The following is a 15,585-nucleotide window of genomic DNA, read 5'->3' as shown; positions in this document are numbered from 1 at the left end:
TGCCTCCGCTGTTGCGATATCGCGGCGAACCTAGTGCGTGTTTGCCATAAACGCCAGTCATGGGTCTTTGAAATTGGCCCAATTGTAAGCAGATTGCGTGACAGATGGCCGCAGAGTCACTAATCTGGCCAGAACCTTAGCTTGTTTTCTTGCAGGGCACCCGCGCGTCATGACCTCTACAGAGCTGCCGTATGGAACACACGCCGCCCCGGTCCGCACGGACAAGGGGACGGCGGCGCTGACGCGGGTGTTTGCTCAGGCGGCGCGCGATCTGCAACGCTGCGCGCCTTTGGAAAGCGACAGCACGCTCGATGCGGTTCTGGGCGCGGTCGGAAGCGCCATGGGCACGTGCCGCGCCTATGTGTTCGAGATTGTCGATACCGTCTTTATTCGCAATACGCATGAGTGGTGTGCCCCCGGCATTGTCGCAATGAAGCCAGAACTTCAGCATGTGCCCTATCACATCGGGGCCGTGTTCTGGGACAGGTTCCGCGAATATGGGTCAATCCAGATCAACGATGTGACCACGATCCTGCCCAATTCCGAACTGCGCCAGATTCTGGACGAGCAGGATATATCCGCGCTGATGGCCGCGCCTTTCTGGCGCAATGGCGAGATGATCGGTTTTGTCGGGCTGGACTATACTTCGGGCCCGCAAAGTTTTCTGCCCGAAGAAGACAACCTGATACGCGCGCTGGCCGCGCAGGTCGGCATGTTGCGCGCGCTCAAACTCTCCTCCCGAGATGCGTTGCGGGTAGAAACTGAACTGGACCGTGCCCGCGCCCGTCTGAGTGCGACTGTCGCCGCATTGCCCGAACTGCTGGTCGAAACCAACCATGACGGTGTCATCATCGGCTTTCACCAAAGCAGCCCACTGACATTCGCCGCGCGCCCGCAAGAGGTCATCGGACAGCCGCCCGAAACGGTACTGCCCGCCCATCTGGCCGCGATCTGCCGCAAAGCCATGCGAGAGGTCGACCTGCTGGGTTGGTCCCAGGCGCATAGCTATGCCGTCAAAACACCGGTGGGGCAAAAGTGGTATACGCTTTATGCAACGTCGCGCAGCCTGACCGGGGCCGCAGACGCAGCGAAAGGCTATCTTTTTGTCGTCCGCGACGTGACCCACGCGCAGCGACAGGACCGACGGGTGCGCCAGTTGGTCCGTGTGGCAGAGCTGTCCAACAATCTCATCATGTTGACCGACGAAGAGCGTCGCATACGCTGGATGAATCCCGCCGCGATTGCACGCACCGGCTACACCTTTCAGCAGGCCGAGGGATTGCGCCCCAGCGAGATCCTGAACCTGAGCCAATCCGCGCCGGATATCGTCGAAGAGCTGTGCCGAACCCTGAATGAAGGCCACGCCATTCATCGCGAATTGCCCGCGAAAAGCCAAGATGGGTCCGATTACTGGCTGGATCTGAACGTGCAGCCGCTGCACGATTCCACTGGTGCGATAGAGGGCTACATGGTCTTGGGCATGGACACGACCAGCCACAAAATGGCAGAGGCCCGGCTATTGAATGACCGCAGCCGTGCCATGAGCGCCAGCCACGAGGGGATCGCGATCATCCGGCCCAACGGGCGGCTATCTTATGCCAATCCGGCGCTGCGCCAGATTCTGGATCTGCCCAAAGGTGTCCGGCTGGACGCCTTGATGTGGACAGATATCACGCCCGCAGACCTGACCGAGCGCATGACCGGAATATTGCCGGTGTTGATGTCTGAAGGGGTGTGGCACGGCGAATTCACCCGCAAGTCGGATGACGGCGCCCTGCGGCATTTCAGCATTTCGCTGTCTGTCGAGGCGGACACATCCACCCTTGCGCAGATACGCGACATCACGCGGCGCAAACAGGCCGAACAGGACCGGGCGCATCTGCGCGAACAGTTGCAAAAGGCGCAAGCCCGCGAATTGGGCGCGCAGCTTGCCGCGGGGCTTGCCCATGATTTCGCGAATGTGCTGGCCACCATCTCTGGCTCTGTCGATGTGCTGTCAACGCAGCTTGGCCCAGAGGCCACACAAACCATCGACCGCATTCGGACCGCAACAGGCGAGGCGCGCGAACTGGCGCGGGGGCTGACCCGTCTAGACACTGCGCGCCCCAAGGCGACGACGCTCGCACTTGCCCCCGTTTTGCAACAGGCTGCCGATTTGCTGACACCGGGTCTGGAAGCCCCGATCCGGCTGGAACTGGACCTGCCCGATGACAGCCTGCATGTGCATGGCGACCGTATGGAGCTGATGCAACTGGTGCTGAACCTGGCGCTGAACGCGCGCGATGCCTGCCGCGAGAGTCTGGACCAAGACCCTGACGGGCCAAATGTGCTGCATCTTCGCGCGCGACCCTGTCCGCCAGACATGCTGCCCGACAGTTTTGAGCTTGGCCTGCGCCTGCCAGATATGGACTACGCCCTGATAGAGCTGTGCGACAGCGGCGATGGCATCCCGCAGGCGCTTGGCGGCTCTATTTTCGCGCCTTATGTCACCTCCAAAGGGGATGCGGGGGCGGGGCTTGGTCTGGCCGTTGTGGCCAATATCGTGACCACACGCGGGGCCGCGCTGCGGCTTTTGCCAAACACCCCCAAGGGCACCCGCGTTCAGGTGTTCTGGCCTTGCAGACCGCTGGGCGGGTTGGACATGGCCACGACATCCACACCGCTGGCCGACACCAATATTCTGCTCGTCGACAATGACGATCTGGTGTTGCAGCAACTGGCCGACACGCTTGTGCGGGCCGGCGCAGAGGTGGCAAGCTGCATCGACCCCGCTGACGCGCTGGAAGCCATCACGCAGGCGCCGCATGACTGGGATCTTGTGTTGACCGATTTCGACATGGGCACGCTGACCGGCAGCGAGCTTGCCAAAGCCATGCATGCCCAGCGCGAAGATCTGCCGATTATCCTGATGACAGGGAACAGCGAGTTGCATTTTGCAACAAAATCTGTGCACACTGATTTCGCTGCGACCTTGCGCAAGCCTATTTGTTCCACTGTTCTAATTTCTGTTCTACTCGCCGCGAAATTGAGGTCTCAGCGTCACATCTGACTGACGTGAAAGCACTGAATGCGCCTCTTGATTGCCGATGACCACGAATTGCTTCGGGATACGTTGCGCAGCTTCTTGCAGCAGCAGGATGGCCTAGAAATATGCACCGTCGGCGATCTGGACGGCGCCCTGGAACTGCTGGACGCGGGCGAAAGCTATGACCTGATCCTGCTGGACTATACCATGCCCGGAATGAACGGGCTGGACGGGCTGCGCCACCTGCTGGACCGTCCCGACACCGGGCCGGTTGCCTTGATCTCCGGGATTGCCGAAACAGAGGTCGCTTTGCAAGCGGTGCAGATGGGGGCACAGGGATTTTTGCAAAAAACCATGCCCGCACAATCGTTGTTGAACGCGATCCGCTTCATGACCCTTGGCGAGCGGTTTGTGCCGGTGGAACTGATCCTGAGCCACATATCCGACCCCGTCCAACCGCAAAAGCCCGTGACCGACCGTCCCGATGTCACGCTGACACCGCGCGAGACAGAGGTCTTGGCCGCGCTCTGCCGGGGCCAGACCAACAAGGAAATCGCGCGCGCGCTCAGCCTGAGCGAACCGACGATCAAGCTGCATGTCAAAACGCTCTATCGCAGACTGGGCGCGACCAATCGGACACAGGCCGCCATGATTGCCCGCAATATGGGGCTAAGCTAAGCGAAACACTGGTTTTTCGCGTGGCATGCTGCTACGATTTTCAAAAGTCGCGGCAACAGCGGCAGAGCAGAGGCAGACATGGCAGGACAAGCAAGCTTGCACGGCGTATTTGCCGTGGCATGGCAGGATGTAGAAATTGACGGCACGTTTGGACTGGCCCCGCATTGGGTGCGGACTGGGGCGGAAGTGCGTTGGCATGGGCGCGCAACGCGGCTCGACGCCCAAACCAGCCTGATGACGTTGCAAAGCCCGACGGGCGGGCAAACGCCCCGACCACGCGCCATGGCCGAACGCCTGACCGGCATTGCCTATCCCGACCCGCCAGAGAATGACGCCGCGCGCGCGCCGCTTGGCGGGATAATGCTGACCGATGGGCACCGGTGTTTCACGCTGCGGCTGGCCGCGCATGGAACGGATTGGCTTGCGGTGTTTTCCGACGGGTTGCCCCCGCCAGAGCAGGCGCTTTGGGTGGTCGAAGCCCGCATCGACACACCAGCACACGCCCCCGCGCAATCTGTCATCTGTTTTGCCGCCGATACCGTCATCGCAACGCCGGATGGCCCCCGCCCGATCGACCGGATCACCGAAGGCGACATGGTTCTGACCCGCGACAACGGCCCGCGTCCCGTGGTCTGGGCCGGTCGCAGCAATTTGTCGGGATTGGCTTTGCGGCGGCACCCGCACCTGCGCCCAATCCGGCTGCGGCGCGGTGCCTTGGGTTCTGTTCCAGAGGACGACCTGCGAATCTCGCCAGAGCACCGTGTTCTGGTCGCAGGACACCGCGCGCAAACGCTATATGGCTGCGACGAAGTATTGGTCCGGGCCGCCGATCTGGTGAACTACCAAAGCATCGCGCCAGATCTGGCCTTGCATGGCGTGGTCTATGTGCATCTGTTGCTGGAAGACCATCAAGTGCTGTTCGCCAATGGCTTGCCATGCGAGAGCTTTCACCCCGGATTGGCCGCGCCCGACATGCTGCGCCAGCATCGCGGTGCCCTGCGCGCGGTTATGCCGGATGTGGTGGACGCGCCGCACCGTTATGGCCCGACAGCCCGTCGCTGCCTATCGGCGGGAGAGGCCGCGCTGCTGGCGGCGTGACAGCTGTGCCATGCACAGCATCATGGGCGGCAAGCCATAACGCATCAATCTCGGCCAAAGCCGCCGCATCCAGCGGTGGGCCGTCCCAGTAGCGGCCGGAGGGGCAGATCGCGCCCAGCTTGCGTTCGGCGGCAAGCGCGGGGGCGATATGGTCGGCAATACCGGTGCGTGGTGCGACCGATGGCAACAGGTCCAACCCGGCACGCGGGAAGGACAGCACGCTTGCATCTTTGGACAAGTTGACCAGCGCGCAGCCATCGCGCGCCGCCAAAAGTTCCAGCCGTGCAGCTTTCGCGCGAAGGTTTTGCAAGGTCGGGTCCGGGCGCAACGGGTCCGCCGTGCCCATACCGTAGAAATGCGTGGCCCCTGTGCCATAGACCATATCGCAGCCCAGATACCCGATGACGCGCGGGCGCAGCGCGCCCAAGGCCCAGTAGCTGGCGCTGAACGCCATGGTCGCACCGGCATAAACCACGCCACCATACCGGTTGTTTTCAGGCACATACACGTCCGACGGAATAAGTGTTTGCTCTGGCCGCAGGTCCAGCGGGCGCCGCTCTGGCGGAAAGTCATCAGGAAACACAAGGTAATCCCAATCAGGGCGCACGGCCCAAGCATTGTTGATCGTCACGATCCGGTCAAACGCGGCGCGTGGCCAGTCGCGACTTGCCATCACATTCGGCCCGCTGCCAAGCATTAACACAATCATCGCGGCAATCCCGTCTTGTCCGCGTTTCGCGCGGTGTGAAGGCTGTTCAGCGCAGGGATGTAGTGCTCAAAACATATTGGCAACGGGCAACAGTTGCGTGACGGGGCCGCCTTGTTGTCAGAACCGGTCGAGCAACCGGCGCAGGTAGTCCAGTTCCGCCTCTGGCCGGTCCAGTTCGGCAGAGCGACGGCGCAGCTCTTCCAGCAGGTCGCGGGCGCGTTCATAGGCATCGTTTTCGGTGAGCATGTCCTGCTCTGTCCCGACCTCTCCGCCTTGGTTGCGGGCGCGGCCCAACGGGTCACGGCCATCGCCATTACCGGTTTCCGACGCGGCATCGCCCTCGGCCTGTTCGCGTTGGTCCTGGCTTTGCGCCTCGTTCATCGCGCGCAAGCCTTCGCGCATCGCTTCCATCGCATCGGCCTGACGGCTCAGGGCCTCGCCGCTATCGCCCTCTTCCAGCGCTTCGGCGGCACCTTCCATGGCGCGTTGCGCGCGCTCCAGAGCGTCAAGGGCGGCATCCCCTTCGGGCATCCCTTCGCCGGGCAGCGGTTGCAACTGCTGTTGGCGCAGCGCCTCAGCCAAGTCGCGCTGGCGCTCGGCCAGATCATTGGCCGATGCGCCGCCGCGTTCCTGCGGGTCGCCTTCACCTTGCTGACCTTGGCCCTGCTGCTCTTGCCCGTCCTGCCCGTCGCCTTGCTGCGGCGGTCCGGGCGGTTGGTTGCCTTGCCCCTGCCCGCCCTCGCGGAATTCTTCCTGCAATTCGCCAAAGGTGTCATCTGCCAGTTCCTGCTGGCCGCGCAGAGTCTCGCCCAACCCTTCCATCGCCTCGCCACCCGGTGTGGGCGGACCATCCCCGCCCTGCCCTTCGGCCACTTGCAGGTTTTCCAGAAGCGCGTTGAGTTGGGCCATCAGTTCCGCCGCTTCCTCCATGCGGCCTTCTTCCATCAGTTCCTGAATGCGGTCCATCAGCTGCTGGATCTGGTCTTGTGTGACCTCTCTCCGCTCGCCTTCGCCTTGCTGCGGTTCACCACGCTCACGGGGTTGTTCGGCCAGTTGCTGCATGTAATCGCGCATGGCCTCGCGCATCTCGTCCATCAATTCCTGAATCTCAGACGGGTCGGCGCCGTTGCGGATCGCCTCGTCCAGCCGTTCTTGCGCGCGTTCCAACCGGGCGCGCGCATCGGCCAGTTCGCCCTCTTCCAGCAGGATCGCCAGATCCCACAATGTCTGGGCCAGATCGTCGCGCGTGGCCGCATCCAGCCCCCCATCGCTCAAGCTGGCTTGCAACAGGTCGCGAGTGTCCATGAAGCGGCTGCGCGCCTGCTGCGACCGGAAAGCCGAATCCGGGCGGTGCGATATCGCGCGCATCAGTTGCAAGCTGCGCGCGCCATTCGCGCGCGCCCATAAAAGGTCGCGGCGCAATTCGATGACCGCCGCCGCCATCGGGTCAAAGAACCGTCGTCCCGGCAAAACAACATGCGCGTCCGCGCTTTGGCCCGTCTGGCCGCGCGCATCTTCCACGCCCATGCGCAGCACGACGGGAAGATTGGCCCAAGGGTGCTGCGAGAAATCCTCGATGAACGCATCCTCGATCGAGTCCCGCGCACCGGAAGCGGGCAAGGGCAGCACAATCTGGAGCGGGTCGCGCGGGTCAGGGTTAGTGGCCAACCCGAAGCGGCGATCCACTGCATCCAAGTCCAGCGCGACGGTGATCTGGCCACCGGTCACGGCGTAATCGTCTTCAGCCGTATAATCCTGCCGCATCAGCCCGCCGCGCTCGCGCACAGGCGCGCCGGCAAGCGTGACGCGGGGTGCGGCGTCGGTCAGCGCGGTAATCTCCCAATCGCGCCCGGCAGGGCCGCGCACCGACAAGCGGCCCGACGATTCTACGGTGAAATCCTGCGCCATTGCGGCAGGGTCAGCCTCGGTGCGGTCCGACAGGCTTTCATCGACGGACATGATGCCGGGCTGGCCGTAAAACCGGATGGTGACAAGGCTGCCCTGCGGCAGTTGCAGCGTGGGGCGGTCCACCTCGTTCAGATACAGGCTGGGCCGGCCGGTATAGTCGGGCGGTTGCACCCATGCTTCCCAGGACGGGCCCAGAGCAATAGCCTCTGCCCGGCCCGGAAGCTGCGCCATCCCGCCCAGTTCTGTCACCCGCGACGGCGCTGCGAACAGCACCGCAACAGCCGCCGCCGTCGCAGCCATGTAGCGCAGCCCGAATCGGTCGAAACGCGACAGCCGCAGGTCGCCCGGCACCGCGCGCGCCTGCGCCAGAATGCGCGACACACGCGCCAGATGCGCGGACCACAGAGCCTGCGTGCCCGGATCGTCGACACCGACAGCCACCTGATCCGCCATAGCAGTTAGCGGACGCCCCGGAAGCGTCTGGTCCAGACGCCGGGCGGCATCGGCGCGGTGCGGAACGTCCAGACGCCATGCGCCCCAGATCATGCTGACCAGAATAGCAGCCAGACCGCCAAGCCCGAGAGCAGAGGACCATGCGGCAGGCATGACATCCTGCACACCAAAGGCAAGTGCGGCCCCAAACAGCAAGCCAAGGGTCACGCAGGGCCAAAACGCGCGCGCCATCCGCTCGGCCCAGAGCCCGATCAGGGTGCCGCGCAAGGCGCGGTCAAATTCCGTGGGATTGCCTTGCGTGTCGGCCATGCACCCTCGCTGCTGGGCTGGTCAACTCGCCAGCCATGTCGGCAATGTATCGCGTGCAAGGATTTCGTCAAAGGTCGGGCGCGCGCGGATGACCGCAAATTGATCGCCATCGACCAGAACCTCGGGGATCAGGGGGCGGGTGTTGTATTCCGAAGACATCACGGCCCCATAAGCGCCTGCAGACCGAAAGGCTACAAGCGCACCGGCATCCAGCGGCGGCATGGGGCGGGCCTTGGCGAAGGTATCACCCGATTCGCAAACCGGCCCGACAATATCGACAGGGCGCTGTTCGGTCGCGGCCTGCGCTTCCAAAACGGGGACAATATCGTGATGCGCGCCATACATGGCGGGGCGGATCAGGTCGTTCATGGCGGCGTCAAGGATCAGGAAATCCCGCCCCTCGCCCGGCTTGGTATAGATCACCGACGCCACCAGCAGACCCGCATTCCCGGCAATCAAGCGCCCCGGTTCGATTTCGATTTCAACATCCAGATCGCCCAGCACACGGCGGATCATTGCACCGTAATCCAGCGGCAGGGGCGGAGTTTCGTTCGAACGGGTATAGGGAATACCAAGCCCGCCGCCCAGATCCAGCCGGGTGATCGTGTGGCCATCCGCGCGCAATTCGCGTGTCAGGTCGGCGATCTTGGTAAACGCCATCTCGAACGGGGCAAGGTCGGTCAACTGGCTGCCGATATGCACATCGACGCCGACAACCCGAATGCCCGGCAAGTGCGCTGCCTGTGCGTAAATCTCTCGGGCGCGCGCAATCGGCACGCCGAACTTGTCTTCTTTGCGGCCCGTGGCGATCTTTTCATGCGTCTTGGCGTCAACATCGGGATTCACGCGCAGGGCGATGGGCGCAGTCGCCCCCAGCCCATGCGCGACCTCTGACAGCACGTGCAACTCTTCCAGCGACTCGACATTGATCTGGCGAATGCCCTCGGACAGGACCAGCGCCATTTCATCGCGGGTTTTGCCGACGCCGGAAAACACGATGCGGTCGCCCGGAACACCCGCCGCCCGCGCGCGGCGGTATTCGCCGCCCGACACAACGTCCATACCCGCGCCCAAGCCTGCCAGCACGCGCAAGACGGCCACATTGGACAGCGCCTTGACCGCGAAACAAACAAGGTGATTAGTGCCCGCCAACGCCTCTTGGAACAGGCGGAAATGACGGGTCAGCGTCGCCGTGGAATAGACGTAGAAGGGCGTGCCGACCTGCGCTGCGATCTCAGCAAGCGGCACATCCTCGGCATGCAGAACGCCAGTCTTGTATAGGAAATGATCCATCAGGGGCTTTCAATCGGGCCGCGGGGCAAATGGCTTGGGACGGACGCCTCCGGCGGGAGTATTTGGGGCAAGATGAACAGGCGTGCCTAGTCCGGTTTGGACCGCAAGAACAGGTAGAGCGGCAAGCCGCAGGACACGCCGATGCAGAAGGTCGCCGGGATCGCGACCAGCCCGATATACCGTTTGCGGCTGATACATTCGGCAATGACGAACACCGTCAGCGCGATGGCCGCGATGGTCAGATCCCACACAAGCCCGGAAGTCGCGGCATTGACATGCCACGCATCGACCATGGCCATGATGGACCAGCCGTTTTCCTGAAACCAGGTCACGAACCAATACATGGGATGGATCGCACCCCAGATCGCAAGGGCAAGGAAGATCAGGCGCAACGGGGTCATAGCTCTGTCCGCACCCCCATACGAACCTCGCCCGAGACATTCAGCCCCGGCTTGGCACGCTCGGCGGCGACGGGCGGGCCGTCAGCGCCGCAAGCGGCGAGGACCAGCACAACAGCTATAGCGGCGAATTTCATACCAAAACCTCTTTCCAGCGGGCTATCTGTGCACGCACATTGTCTGGCGCGGTGCCGCCATAGCTTGTCCGGCTCGCGACTGAATTGTACACGCCCAAGACAGAATAGACCGCATCGGTAATTTCGCCATGCACTTTCTGCATTTCGGTCAAGGACAGATCCGGCAGGTCGCAGCCCTTGTCCTCGGCCAGCTTGACCAAGCTGCCGGTCACATGGTGGGCTTCGCGAAAGGGCAGGTTCAATTCGCGCACCAGCCAGTCGGCCAGATCAGTCGCCGTGGAAAAGCCCGACGCGGCGGCGGCTTCGAGTGCTGCGCGGTTGGCGGTCAGGTCACTGACCATGCCTTCCATCGCGGCCAGACCAAGCGCCAGATTGTCAGCGGCATCAAAGACCTGTTCTTTGTCTTCCTGCATGTCCTTTGAATAGGTCAGCGGAAGCCCCTTCATGATGGTGAACAACGCCACGGTTGCCCCCAGAATACGCCCCAGCTTGGCGCGCAGCAATTCGGCGGCGTCGGGGTTGCGCTTTTGCGGCATGATACTGGATCCGGTCGAAAACCGGTCCGACATGCGCACGAAACGGAACTGCGCCGACGACCAGATCACCAGCTCCTCGGCAAAGCGCGACAGGTGCATGGCGCAGATGCTGGCCGCCGACAGGTATTCCAGCGCGAAATCGCGATCTGACACGCTATCCAGCGAGTTGGCCGTGGGCCGGTCAAAGCCCAACGCTTGCGCGGTCATGTGCCGGTCGATCGGGAAGGACGTGCCCGCAAGCGCCGCAGCGCCCAGAGGGCATTCGTTCATCCGCGCGCGGGCGTCGATGAAGCGCGACCTGTCGCGGGCGAACATTTCGACATAGGCGAGCATGTGGTGGCCCCATGTCACGGGCTGCGCAGTTTGCAGATGGGTAAAGCCGGGCATGACCCAATCGGCACCGGCTTCGGCCTGTGTCAGAAAGGCGCGCATCAACGCTTCCAACCCCGCGATGGCGGTGTCGCATTGGTCGCGCACCCACATGCGGAAATCCACCGCGACCTGGTCATTGCGCGAACGCGCGGTGTGCAACCGGCCCGCCGCCGGACCAATCAGGTCGCGCAGCCGCGCTTCGACATTCATGTGAATGTCTTCGAGTGCGGTAGAAAAGGCGAACTCCCCCGCCTCTATCTCTGCCAGAACCTGCGCAAGCCCGCTGTCAATGGCCGCAGCGTCGTCCTTGGTCAGAATACCAACAGCAGCCAGCATGGCGGCATGGGCGCGCGAGCCGGTAATATCCTGCGGTGCCAGACGTTTGTCATAGCCGATAGAGGCGTTGATCGCCTCCATGATCGCGTCGGGGCCCGCCGAAAACCGACCGCCCCACATGGCATTGGCAGATTTTTCAGACATGCGCGCAGCCCTTTCCCAATTGCACTCCAACGCCACGGCTATAGCCAAGCAGGGCGCGGTTGGCAATGAATGGGGTCAGGCTGTCATGGGGCGCAAAAATAGGAAAACTTTTAGGGAACATCGTAGGTTTAACCGCCGGTTAAGCCCTGTCGGAAATAACAGGGGAAACCGCCGGAGACGCTGATGCAGTTCGATGACACCCCCCGCAAAGGTTCGCCGTTAAGCGTAGCGGCCGATGACACAACACGCGATGCCATCCGGCTGGTGCGCGATGCCCTGCGCGACAAGCGTGCGATGCTTGCCTTTCAACCCGTGGTTCAAGCCCGAATGCCCAAACGCGCCGCGTTTTACGAAGGGTTGATCCGGATCATGGACCCGACCGGGCGGATCATACCGGCGGCGGATTTCATAGACGCCGTGGAAGCGCGCGAACTTGGCCGCCGAATCGACTGCCTCGCGCTGGAGATGGGTCTGGATGCATTGGCCGCGGAACCGGGCATACGCCTGTCCATCAATATGTCGGCGCGGTCGATCGGTTATCCGGAATGGTTGGCAGTTCTGGAACGGGGGCTGCGCCATGACCCGACAATCGGGGAACGGTTGATTCTGGAAATTACCGAATCCTCTGCGATGGACTTGCCGGAACTGGTGGTCGATTTCATGGCAGAGATGCAGGAACGCGGAATCTGTTTTGCGCTGGACGATTTCGGCGCCGGTTATACCGCCTTTCGTTACCTCAAGGATTTCTATTTCGACATCATCAAAATCGACGGCAGTTTCATTCGCGGCATCAGCGCCAGCCCGGACAACCGGGTGCTGACCCAAGCGCTTGTGTCCATCGCGCGGCAGTTCGACATGTTCACCGTGGCGGAGTCTGTCGAAACATCAGAAGATGCACGCCTTTTGGTCGAAATGGGGGTAGATTGCCTGCAAGGCTATTACTTTGGCGCGCCCTCGGTGTCAGAGCCTTGGAAGACCTCGCAACTCAAGACCCGGGGCGCATCAGGCTAAGGCGCCATGTGCCATGGCGAACAATGCCCTGCCCCAAAGGAATACCAGCCCCGGTAGACACGCGCATTGCGCGCGCTGAGTGAAGCAACCGTGACAAGGGTATTGAAATTCGCGGGGCGAACGTGTCCACTCGCGGAACGCAAACCAAATGCAGAGGATATCGCATGGCCATCACAATCCTGCTGCCCATTGACCTGTCATCCCCCGCGTCTTGGGTCAAACCCATGGCAGAGGCGCAAAAGATGCTTCAGGGCGGTGGCGCATTGCATGTCGTGAGCGTGTTGCCCGATTTCGGGATGTCCATGGTCGGCACTTTTTTCAAAGCCGGGTTCGAGCAGACTGCGCTACACCAATTCGGGGAAACCCTGCGCCAATGGGTGTCGCAGAACGTGCCCGGTAGTATCGACGTGAAACCGCACGTTCTGCATGGCAATATCTACGACGAAATCCTGCGCGCGGCGGATGAGTTGTCTGTGGACGTGATTATCATGGCCGCCCACCGGCCCGAAGCGCGCGACTACCTTCTGGGCCCCAACGTGGCCCGCGTGGTGCGCCATGCCAAGCAATCGGTCTATGTCGTGCGGGATTGACGCCAATCGCAACCCTACCCGCGCGGGCTGCAGCCATGCGGCACGGCGCGTCACTTGTATTCGATAAGCCGCCGACGTTGTCCGCGCGTCCGCGCCAGCCAGTAGCTGGCCATGCCTGCTGCTTCGGCAAATTTGCTGAGCATCAGAAGCGACGCCGCCTGCAATGCGCGTTTTGCGCCTAAATCCTGCGACCGGAACCGCCGCCATTGCCGCGCGATCGAGGCGCTATAGAGCGCCACAACCCCAAGCGCGACTGGCCACCATAGCACCAGCCCCGCCAGCGCCAGAACCGGCAGCCCAATGCCCCAAATCAGTGCCCGACGGCGCTGGCCCGCAGCCGCGCCGTGCAGCACTCCAAGTTCGGCATAGCTGTGGCCCGCGCGCAGGCTGCGTCGCCACCACGGCGCGAGCGACAAAAGCCGCGCGTCATGCTCGGTCATGCGCGCTTCGATGCACCATGTTTGCCAGCCCGCCGCCTGCATCCGCAGGCACATATCATCGTCTTCGCCCGCGATCAGCCCTTCGTTATAGCCGCCGATCCCGCGCAACACATCGGTGCGCACCATCAGACAGCCCGCACAAAACGTGTCCGGTCCCAAGGGCTTGTTCCATTCCCAATCGGTCATCCAGTTATAGATCGAGGCGTCGGGCGCTGCTTCAAACTGACGGCCAAAAACCAGCCCTGCGCGCGGCGTTTCGTGCAGATGCGCCAATGCGCGGGCGGCCCAATCCGGGTCCAGCACGCAATCACCGTCAATGAACTGCACAAATTCGGCGTCCGGCAGCGCGGCCAGCCCCGCGTTGCGCCCCCGCGCAGCGGTGAAAGGACGCGAAGGGTCCAGTTCCAACACCGTCACACCCAAGCCGCGCGCGGCATCGGGCGAGCCATCTTTCGACCCGCTATCGACATAGATCACGCGGCGTGCCACCGCCTGCGCGGCAGAGAGCGCGCGCAGCAGCCGCGCCCCTTCATTGCGGCCAATCACGACCGCGTCGAATTCCCGTTCCATTGCAGGGCCTGCCGAGTTGTGAGCCGATCACACAGCCCTAGCAGAAAAACCAAGCCCTGCCAGCCGTGCTTAGGCCGCGCCGCGCGCTATGCGCAGATACGCAGACACCCGCGCCACACTTTGCGTTCGGGGGCGCGCATTGATCACGCGGACGGCCTGCCCGTGGCTTGCAGCCCGCGACATACGCAAGAACCGCGCCAAACGCTGCCCGGCCTCTTGGCGGGGCTGGTCTATGATGTGTTTTGTCATCTCGGTCCCCTTTCGTTCGGTGACGTATCGTAGCACGACTCTGCGATATCCCGAAACCATGTGCGCTTGACGCCCCCGCGCCTTGGGGCTAGCGACATTGCGCATAACATGAGAGGAGACGCCCATGACCACCCCTTCCCTGCTTATCCTGCCCGGCGATGGCATTGGCCCAGAGGTCATGGCGGAAGTCCGCAAGATCATCGACTGGATGGGCGCAAAGCGCGATCTGGCGTTTGACGTGTCAGAGGATCTGGTCGGCGGGGCGGCATATGATGCGCATGGCACCCCCTTGCACGATGACACGATGGCCAAGGCGCAAGCGGTGGACGCGGTGCTGCTGGGTGCGGTGGGCGGCCCGAAATACGATGTGCTCGATTTCAGCGTAAAGCCGGAGCGCGGCTTGCTGCGCCTGCGCAAGGAGATGGACCTTTTTGCCAACTTGCGCCCGGCGCAGTGCTTCGACGCGCTCTCTGATTTCAGCAGCCTGAAGCAAGAGGTCGTGGCGGGTCTGGACATCATGATCATCCGCGAATTGACCAGCGGGGTATATTTCGGTGAGCCGCGCGGCATTCATAAGGAGGGCAACGAGCGTGTCGGAATAAACACGCAGCGCTATACGGAATCGGAAATTGCACGCGTCGCGCGGTCAGCGTTCGAGATGGCGCGCAAGCGCGGCAACAAGGTCTGTTCCATGGAAAAGGCCAATGTCATGGAATCGGGCATCCTGTGGCGTGACGTGGTGCAGGAAATCCACGATGCGGAATACCCTGATGTCGAGTTGAGCCATATGTATGCCGATGCGGGTGCAATGCAGTTGACGCGCTGGCCCAAGCAATTCGATGTAATCGTGACCGACAACCTGTTCGGCGACCTGCTGTCGGACCTTGCGGCCATGCTGACCGGCAGCCTTGGCATGTTGCCTTCGGCCAGCCTTGGCGCGCCAATGGCGAACGGCCGACCCAAGGCGCTGTATGAACCCGTCCACGGGTCAGCCCCTGATATTGCAGGACAGGGCAAAGCGAACCCGATTGCGTGTATCCTCAGCTTTGCAATGGCGCTGCGCTACAGTTTCGATTTGGGGGACGAAGCGACTCGCGTCGAGAATGCGGTCGAGAAAGTGCTGGCAGATGGCCTGCGCACCGCGGACCTGATGGGACCGGATGGCGGCGCGTCTGTGTCCACCTCTGGCATGGGCGACGCGATTGTCGCAGCACTTGACGCAAGCCTTTAAGGCTCACCGACCGTGAGGCCCCGGATCATGTCCGGGGCGCGGTCACGCCTTGGCAGACGGCTGGGCCCCGGACATGATCCGGGGCCGCTTTGCTGGGG

General features: G+C 62.6%; 14 protein-coding genes. 6 read left to right on the top strand and 8 right to left on the bottom strand.

Annotation, left to right across the window (positions count from 1 at the left end):
- Positions 1–169: 169 nt before the first annotated feature.
- From ROE7235_RS01240 to ROE7235_RS01230, 3 genes are all read left to right on the top strand, one after another.
- The gene (locus ROE7235_RS01240) at positions 170–3,049 is read left to right on the top strand and encodes a hybrid sensor histidine kinase/response regulator (RefSeq protein ID WP_121092845.1); all 2,880 of its coding nucleotides are present in this window, start codon (positions 170–172) and stop codon (positions 3,047–3,049) included.
- Positions 3,050–3,067: 18 nt separating this feature from the next.
- The gene (locus ROE7235_RS01235) at positions 3,068–3,703 is read left to right on the top strand and encodes a response regulator transcription factor (protein WP_121092844.1); all 636 of its coding nucleotides are present in this window, start codon (positions 3,068–3,070) and stop codon (positions 3,701–3,703) included.
- A 78-nt stretch (positions 3,704–3,781) separates the two neighbouring features.
- A complete protein-coding gene (locus ROE7235_RS01230; RefSeq protein ID WP_121092843.1) occupies positions 3,782–4,801 on the top strand; it encodes a Hint domain-containing protein in 1,020 nt (339 codons plus the stop codon).
- Here ROE7235_RS01230 and ROE7235_RS01225 read toward each other — a convergent pair.
- From ROE7235_RS01225 to argH, 6 genes are all read right to left on the bottom strand, one after another.
- Positions 4,710–5,510 (bottom strand): hypothetical protein, encoded by an 801-nt coding sequence (locus tag ROE7235_RS01225; RefSeq protein ID WP_245963848.1) that lies wholly within the window; start codon positions 5,508–5,510, stop codon positions 4,710–4,712. The two genes, ROE7235_RS01230 and ROE7235_RS01225, sit on opposite strands and share 92 nt — an antisense overlap.
- Before the next feature lie 117 nt (positions 5,511–5,627).
- On the bottom strand, positions 5,628–8,180 hold the full coding sequence (locus ROE7235_RS01220; RefSeq protein ID WP_121092842.1) for a DUF4175 domain-containing protein: 2,553 nt from the start codon (positions 8,178–8,180) through the stop codon (positions 5,628–5,630).
- Positions 8,181–8,201: 21 nt separating this feature from the next.
- Entirely contained in the window at positions 8,202–9,473 is a 1,272-nt protein-coding gene (gene lysA / locus ROE7235_RS01215; RefSeq protein WP_121092841.1) for a diaminopimelate decarboxylase, read from the bottom strand.
- 86 nt (positions 9,474–9,559) lie between these two features.
- Entirely contained in the window at positions 9,560–9,874 is a 315-nt protein-coding gene (locus ROE7235_RS01210) for a DUF2834 domain-containing protein (RefSeq protein ID WP_121092840.1), read from the bottom strand.
- On the bottom strand, positions 9,871–10,008 hold the full coding sequence (locus ROE7235_RS20055; RefSeq protein WP_183073238.1) for a hypothetical protein: 138 nt from the start codon (positions 10,006–10,008) through the stop codon (positions 9,871–9,873). The genes ROE7235_RS01210 and ROE7235_RS20055 overlap by 4 nt, the downstream gene beginning before the upstream one ends.
- Complete coding sequence (argH, locus tag ROE7235_RS01205; RefSeq protein ID WP_121092839.1) at positions 10,005–11,396, bottom strand: argininosuccinate lyase; 1,392 nt, start codon at positions 11,394–11,396, stop codon at positions 10,005–10,007. Before argH ends, ROE7235_RS20055 begins: the two co-directional genes overlap by 4 nt.
- Before the next feature lie 183 nt (positions 11,397–11,579).
- Between argH and ROE7235_RS01200 the strand changes: the two genes are divergently transcribed.
- Both ROE7235_RS01200 and ROE7235_RS01195 read left to right on the top strand, forming a co-directional pair.
- Positions 11,580–12,407 carry an EAL domain-containing protein gene (locus tag ROE7235_RS01200; RefSeq protein ID WP_121092838.1) on the top strand — a complete coding sequence of 276 codons (828 nt, stop codon included), beginning with the start codon at positions 11,580–11,582 and terminating at the stop codon, positions 12,405–12,407.
- 164 nt (positions 12,408–12,571) lie between these two features.
- Complete coding sequence (locus ROE7235_RS01195) at positions 12,572–12,997, top strand: universal stress protein (RefSeq protein WP_121092837.1); 426 nt, start codon at positions 12,572–12,574, stop codon at positions 12,995–12,997.
- A gap of 50 nt (positions 12,998–13,047) precedes the next feature.
- On the opposite strand, the gene ROE7235_RS01190 is transcribed toward ROE7235_RS01195, so the two are convergent.
- Together ROE7235_RS01190 and ROE7235_RS01185 are read right to left on the bottom strand one after the other, a co-directional pair.
- Complete coding sequence (locus ROE7235_RS01190; RefSeq protein WP_121092836.1) at positions 13,048–14,007, bottom strand: glycosyltransferase family 2 protein; 960 nt, start codon at positions 14,005–14,007, stop codon at positions 13,048–13,050.
- 69 nt (positions 14,008–14,076) lie between these two features.
- Positions 14,077–14,256: a hypothetical protein gene (locus ROE7235_RS01185; RefSeq protein WP_121092835.1), complete on the bottom strand. Its 180-nt coding sequence runs from the start codon at positions 14,254–14,256 to the stop codon at positions 14,077–14,079.
- 124 nt (positions 14,257–14,380) lie between these two features.
- Between ROE7235_RS01185 and leuB the strand changes: the two genes are divergently transcribed.
- Positions 14,381–15,487 carry a 3-isopropylmalate dehydrogenase gene (gene leuB / locus ROE7235_RS01180; RefSeq protein ID WP_121092834.1) on the top strand — a complete coding sequence of 369 codons (1,107 nt, stop codon included), beginning with the start codon at positions 14,381–14,383 and terminating at the stop codon, positions 15,485–15,487.
- Positions 15,488–15,585: the final 98 nt, after the last annotated feature.

Source organism: Roseinatronobacter ekhonensis, from assembly GCF_900499075.1.
Classification (GTDB): domain Bacteria; phylum Pseudomonadota; class Alphaproteobacteria; order Rhodobacterales; family Rhodobacteraceae; genus Roseinatronobacter; species Roseinatronobacter ekhonensis.
Note: the sequence above shows the minus strand (reverse complement) of the source record. Positions and strands in the feature narration are given on the sequence as shown.

Coding starts and splice junctions, on each gene's coding strand:
- ROE7235_RS01240 (WP_121092845.1), top strand. CDS start 170: ATGACCTCTACAGAGCTGCCGTATGGAACACACGCCGCCCCGGTCCGC.
- ROE7235_RS01235 (WP_121092844.1), top strand. CDS start 3,068: ATGCGCCTCTTGATTGCCGATGACCACGAATTGCTTCGGGATACGTTG.
- ROE7235_RS01230 (WP_121092843.1), top strand. CDS start 3,782: ATGGCAGGACAAGCAAGCTTGCACGGCGTATTTGCCGTGGCATGGCAG.
- ROE7235_RS01225 (WP_245963848.1), bottom strand. CDS start 5,510: ATGATTGTGTTAATGCTTGGCAGCGGGCCGAATGTGATGGCAAGTCGC.
- ROE7235_RS01220 (WP_121092842.1), bottom strand. CDS start 8,180: ATGGCCGACACGCAAGGCAATCCCACGGAATTTGACCGCGCCTTGCGC.
- lysA (WP_121092841.1), bottom strand. CDS start 9,473: ATGGATCATTTCCTATACAAGACTGGCGTTCTGCATGCCGAGGATGTG.
- ROE7235_RS01210 (WP_121092840.1), bottom strand. CDS start 9,874: ATGACCCCGTTGCGCCTGATCTTCCTTGCCCTTGCGATCTGGGGTGCG.
- ROE7235_RS20055 (WP_183073238.1), bottom strand. CDS start 10,008: ATGAAATTCGCCGCTATAGCTGTTGTGCTGGTCCTCGCCGCTTGCGGC.
- argH (WP_121092839.1), bottom strand. CDS start 11,396: ATGTCTGAAAAATCTGCCAATGCCATGTGGGGCGGTCGGTTTTCGGCG.
- ROE7235_RS01200 (WP_121092838.1), top strand. CDS start 11,580: ATGCAGTTCGATGACACCCCCCGCAAAGGTTCGCCGTTAAGCGTAGCG.
- ROE7235_RS01195 (WP_121092837.1), top strand. CDS start 12,572: ATGGCCATCACAATCCTGCTGCCCATTGACCTGTCATCCCCCGCGTCT.
- ROE7235_RS01190 (WP_121092836.1), bottom strand. CDS start 14,007: ATGGAACGGGAATTCGACGCGGTCGTGATTGGCCGCAATGAAGGGGCG.
- ROE7235_RS01185 (WP_121092835.1), bottom strand. CDS start 14,256: ATGACAAAACACATCATAGACCAGCCCCGCCAAGAGGCCGGGCAGCGT.
- leuB (WP_121092834.1), top strand. CDS start 14,381: ATGACCACCCCTTCCCTGCTTATCCTGCCCGGCGATGGCATTGGCCCA.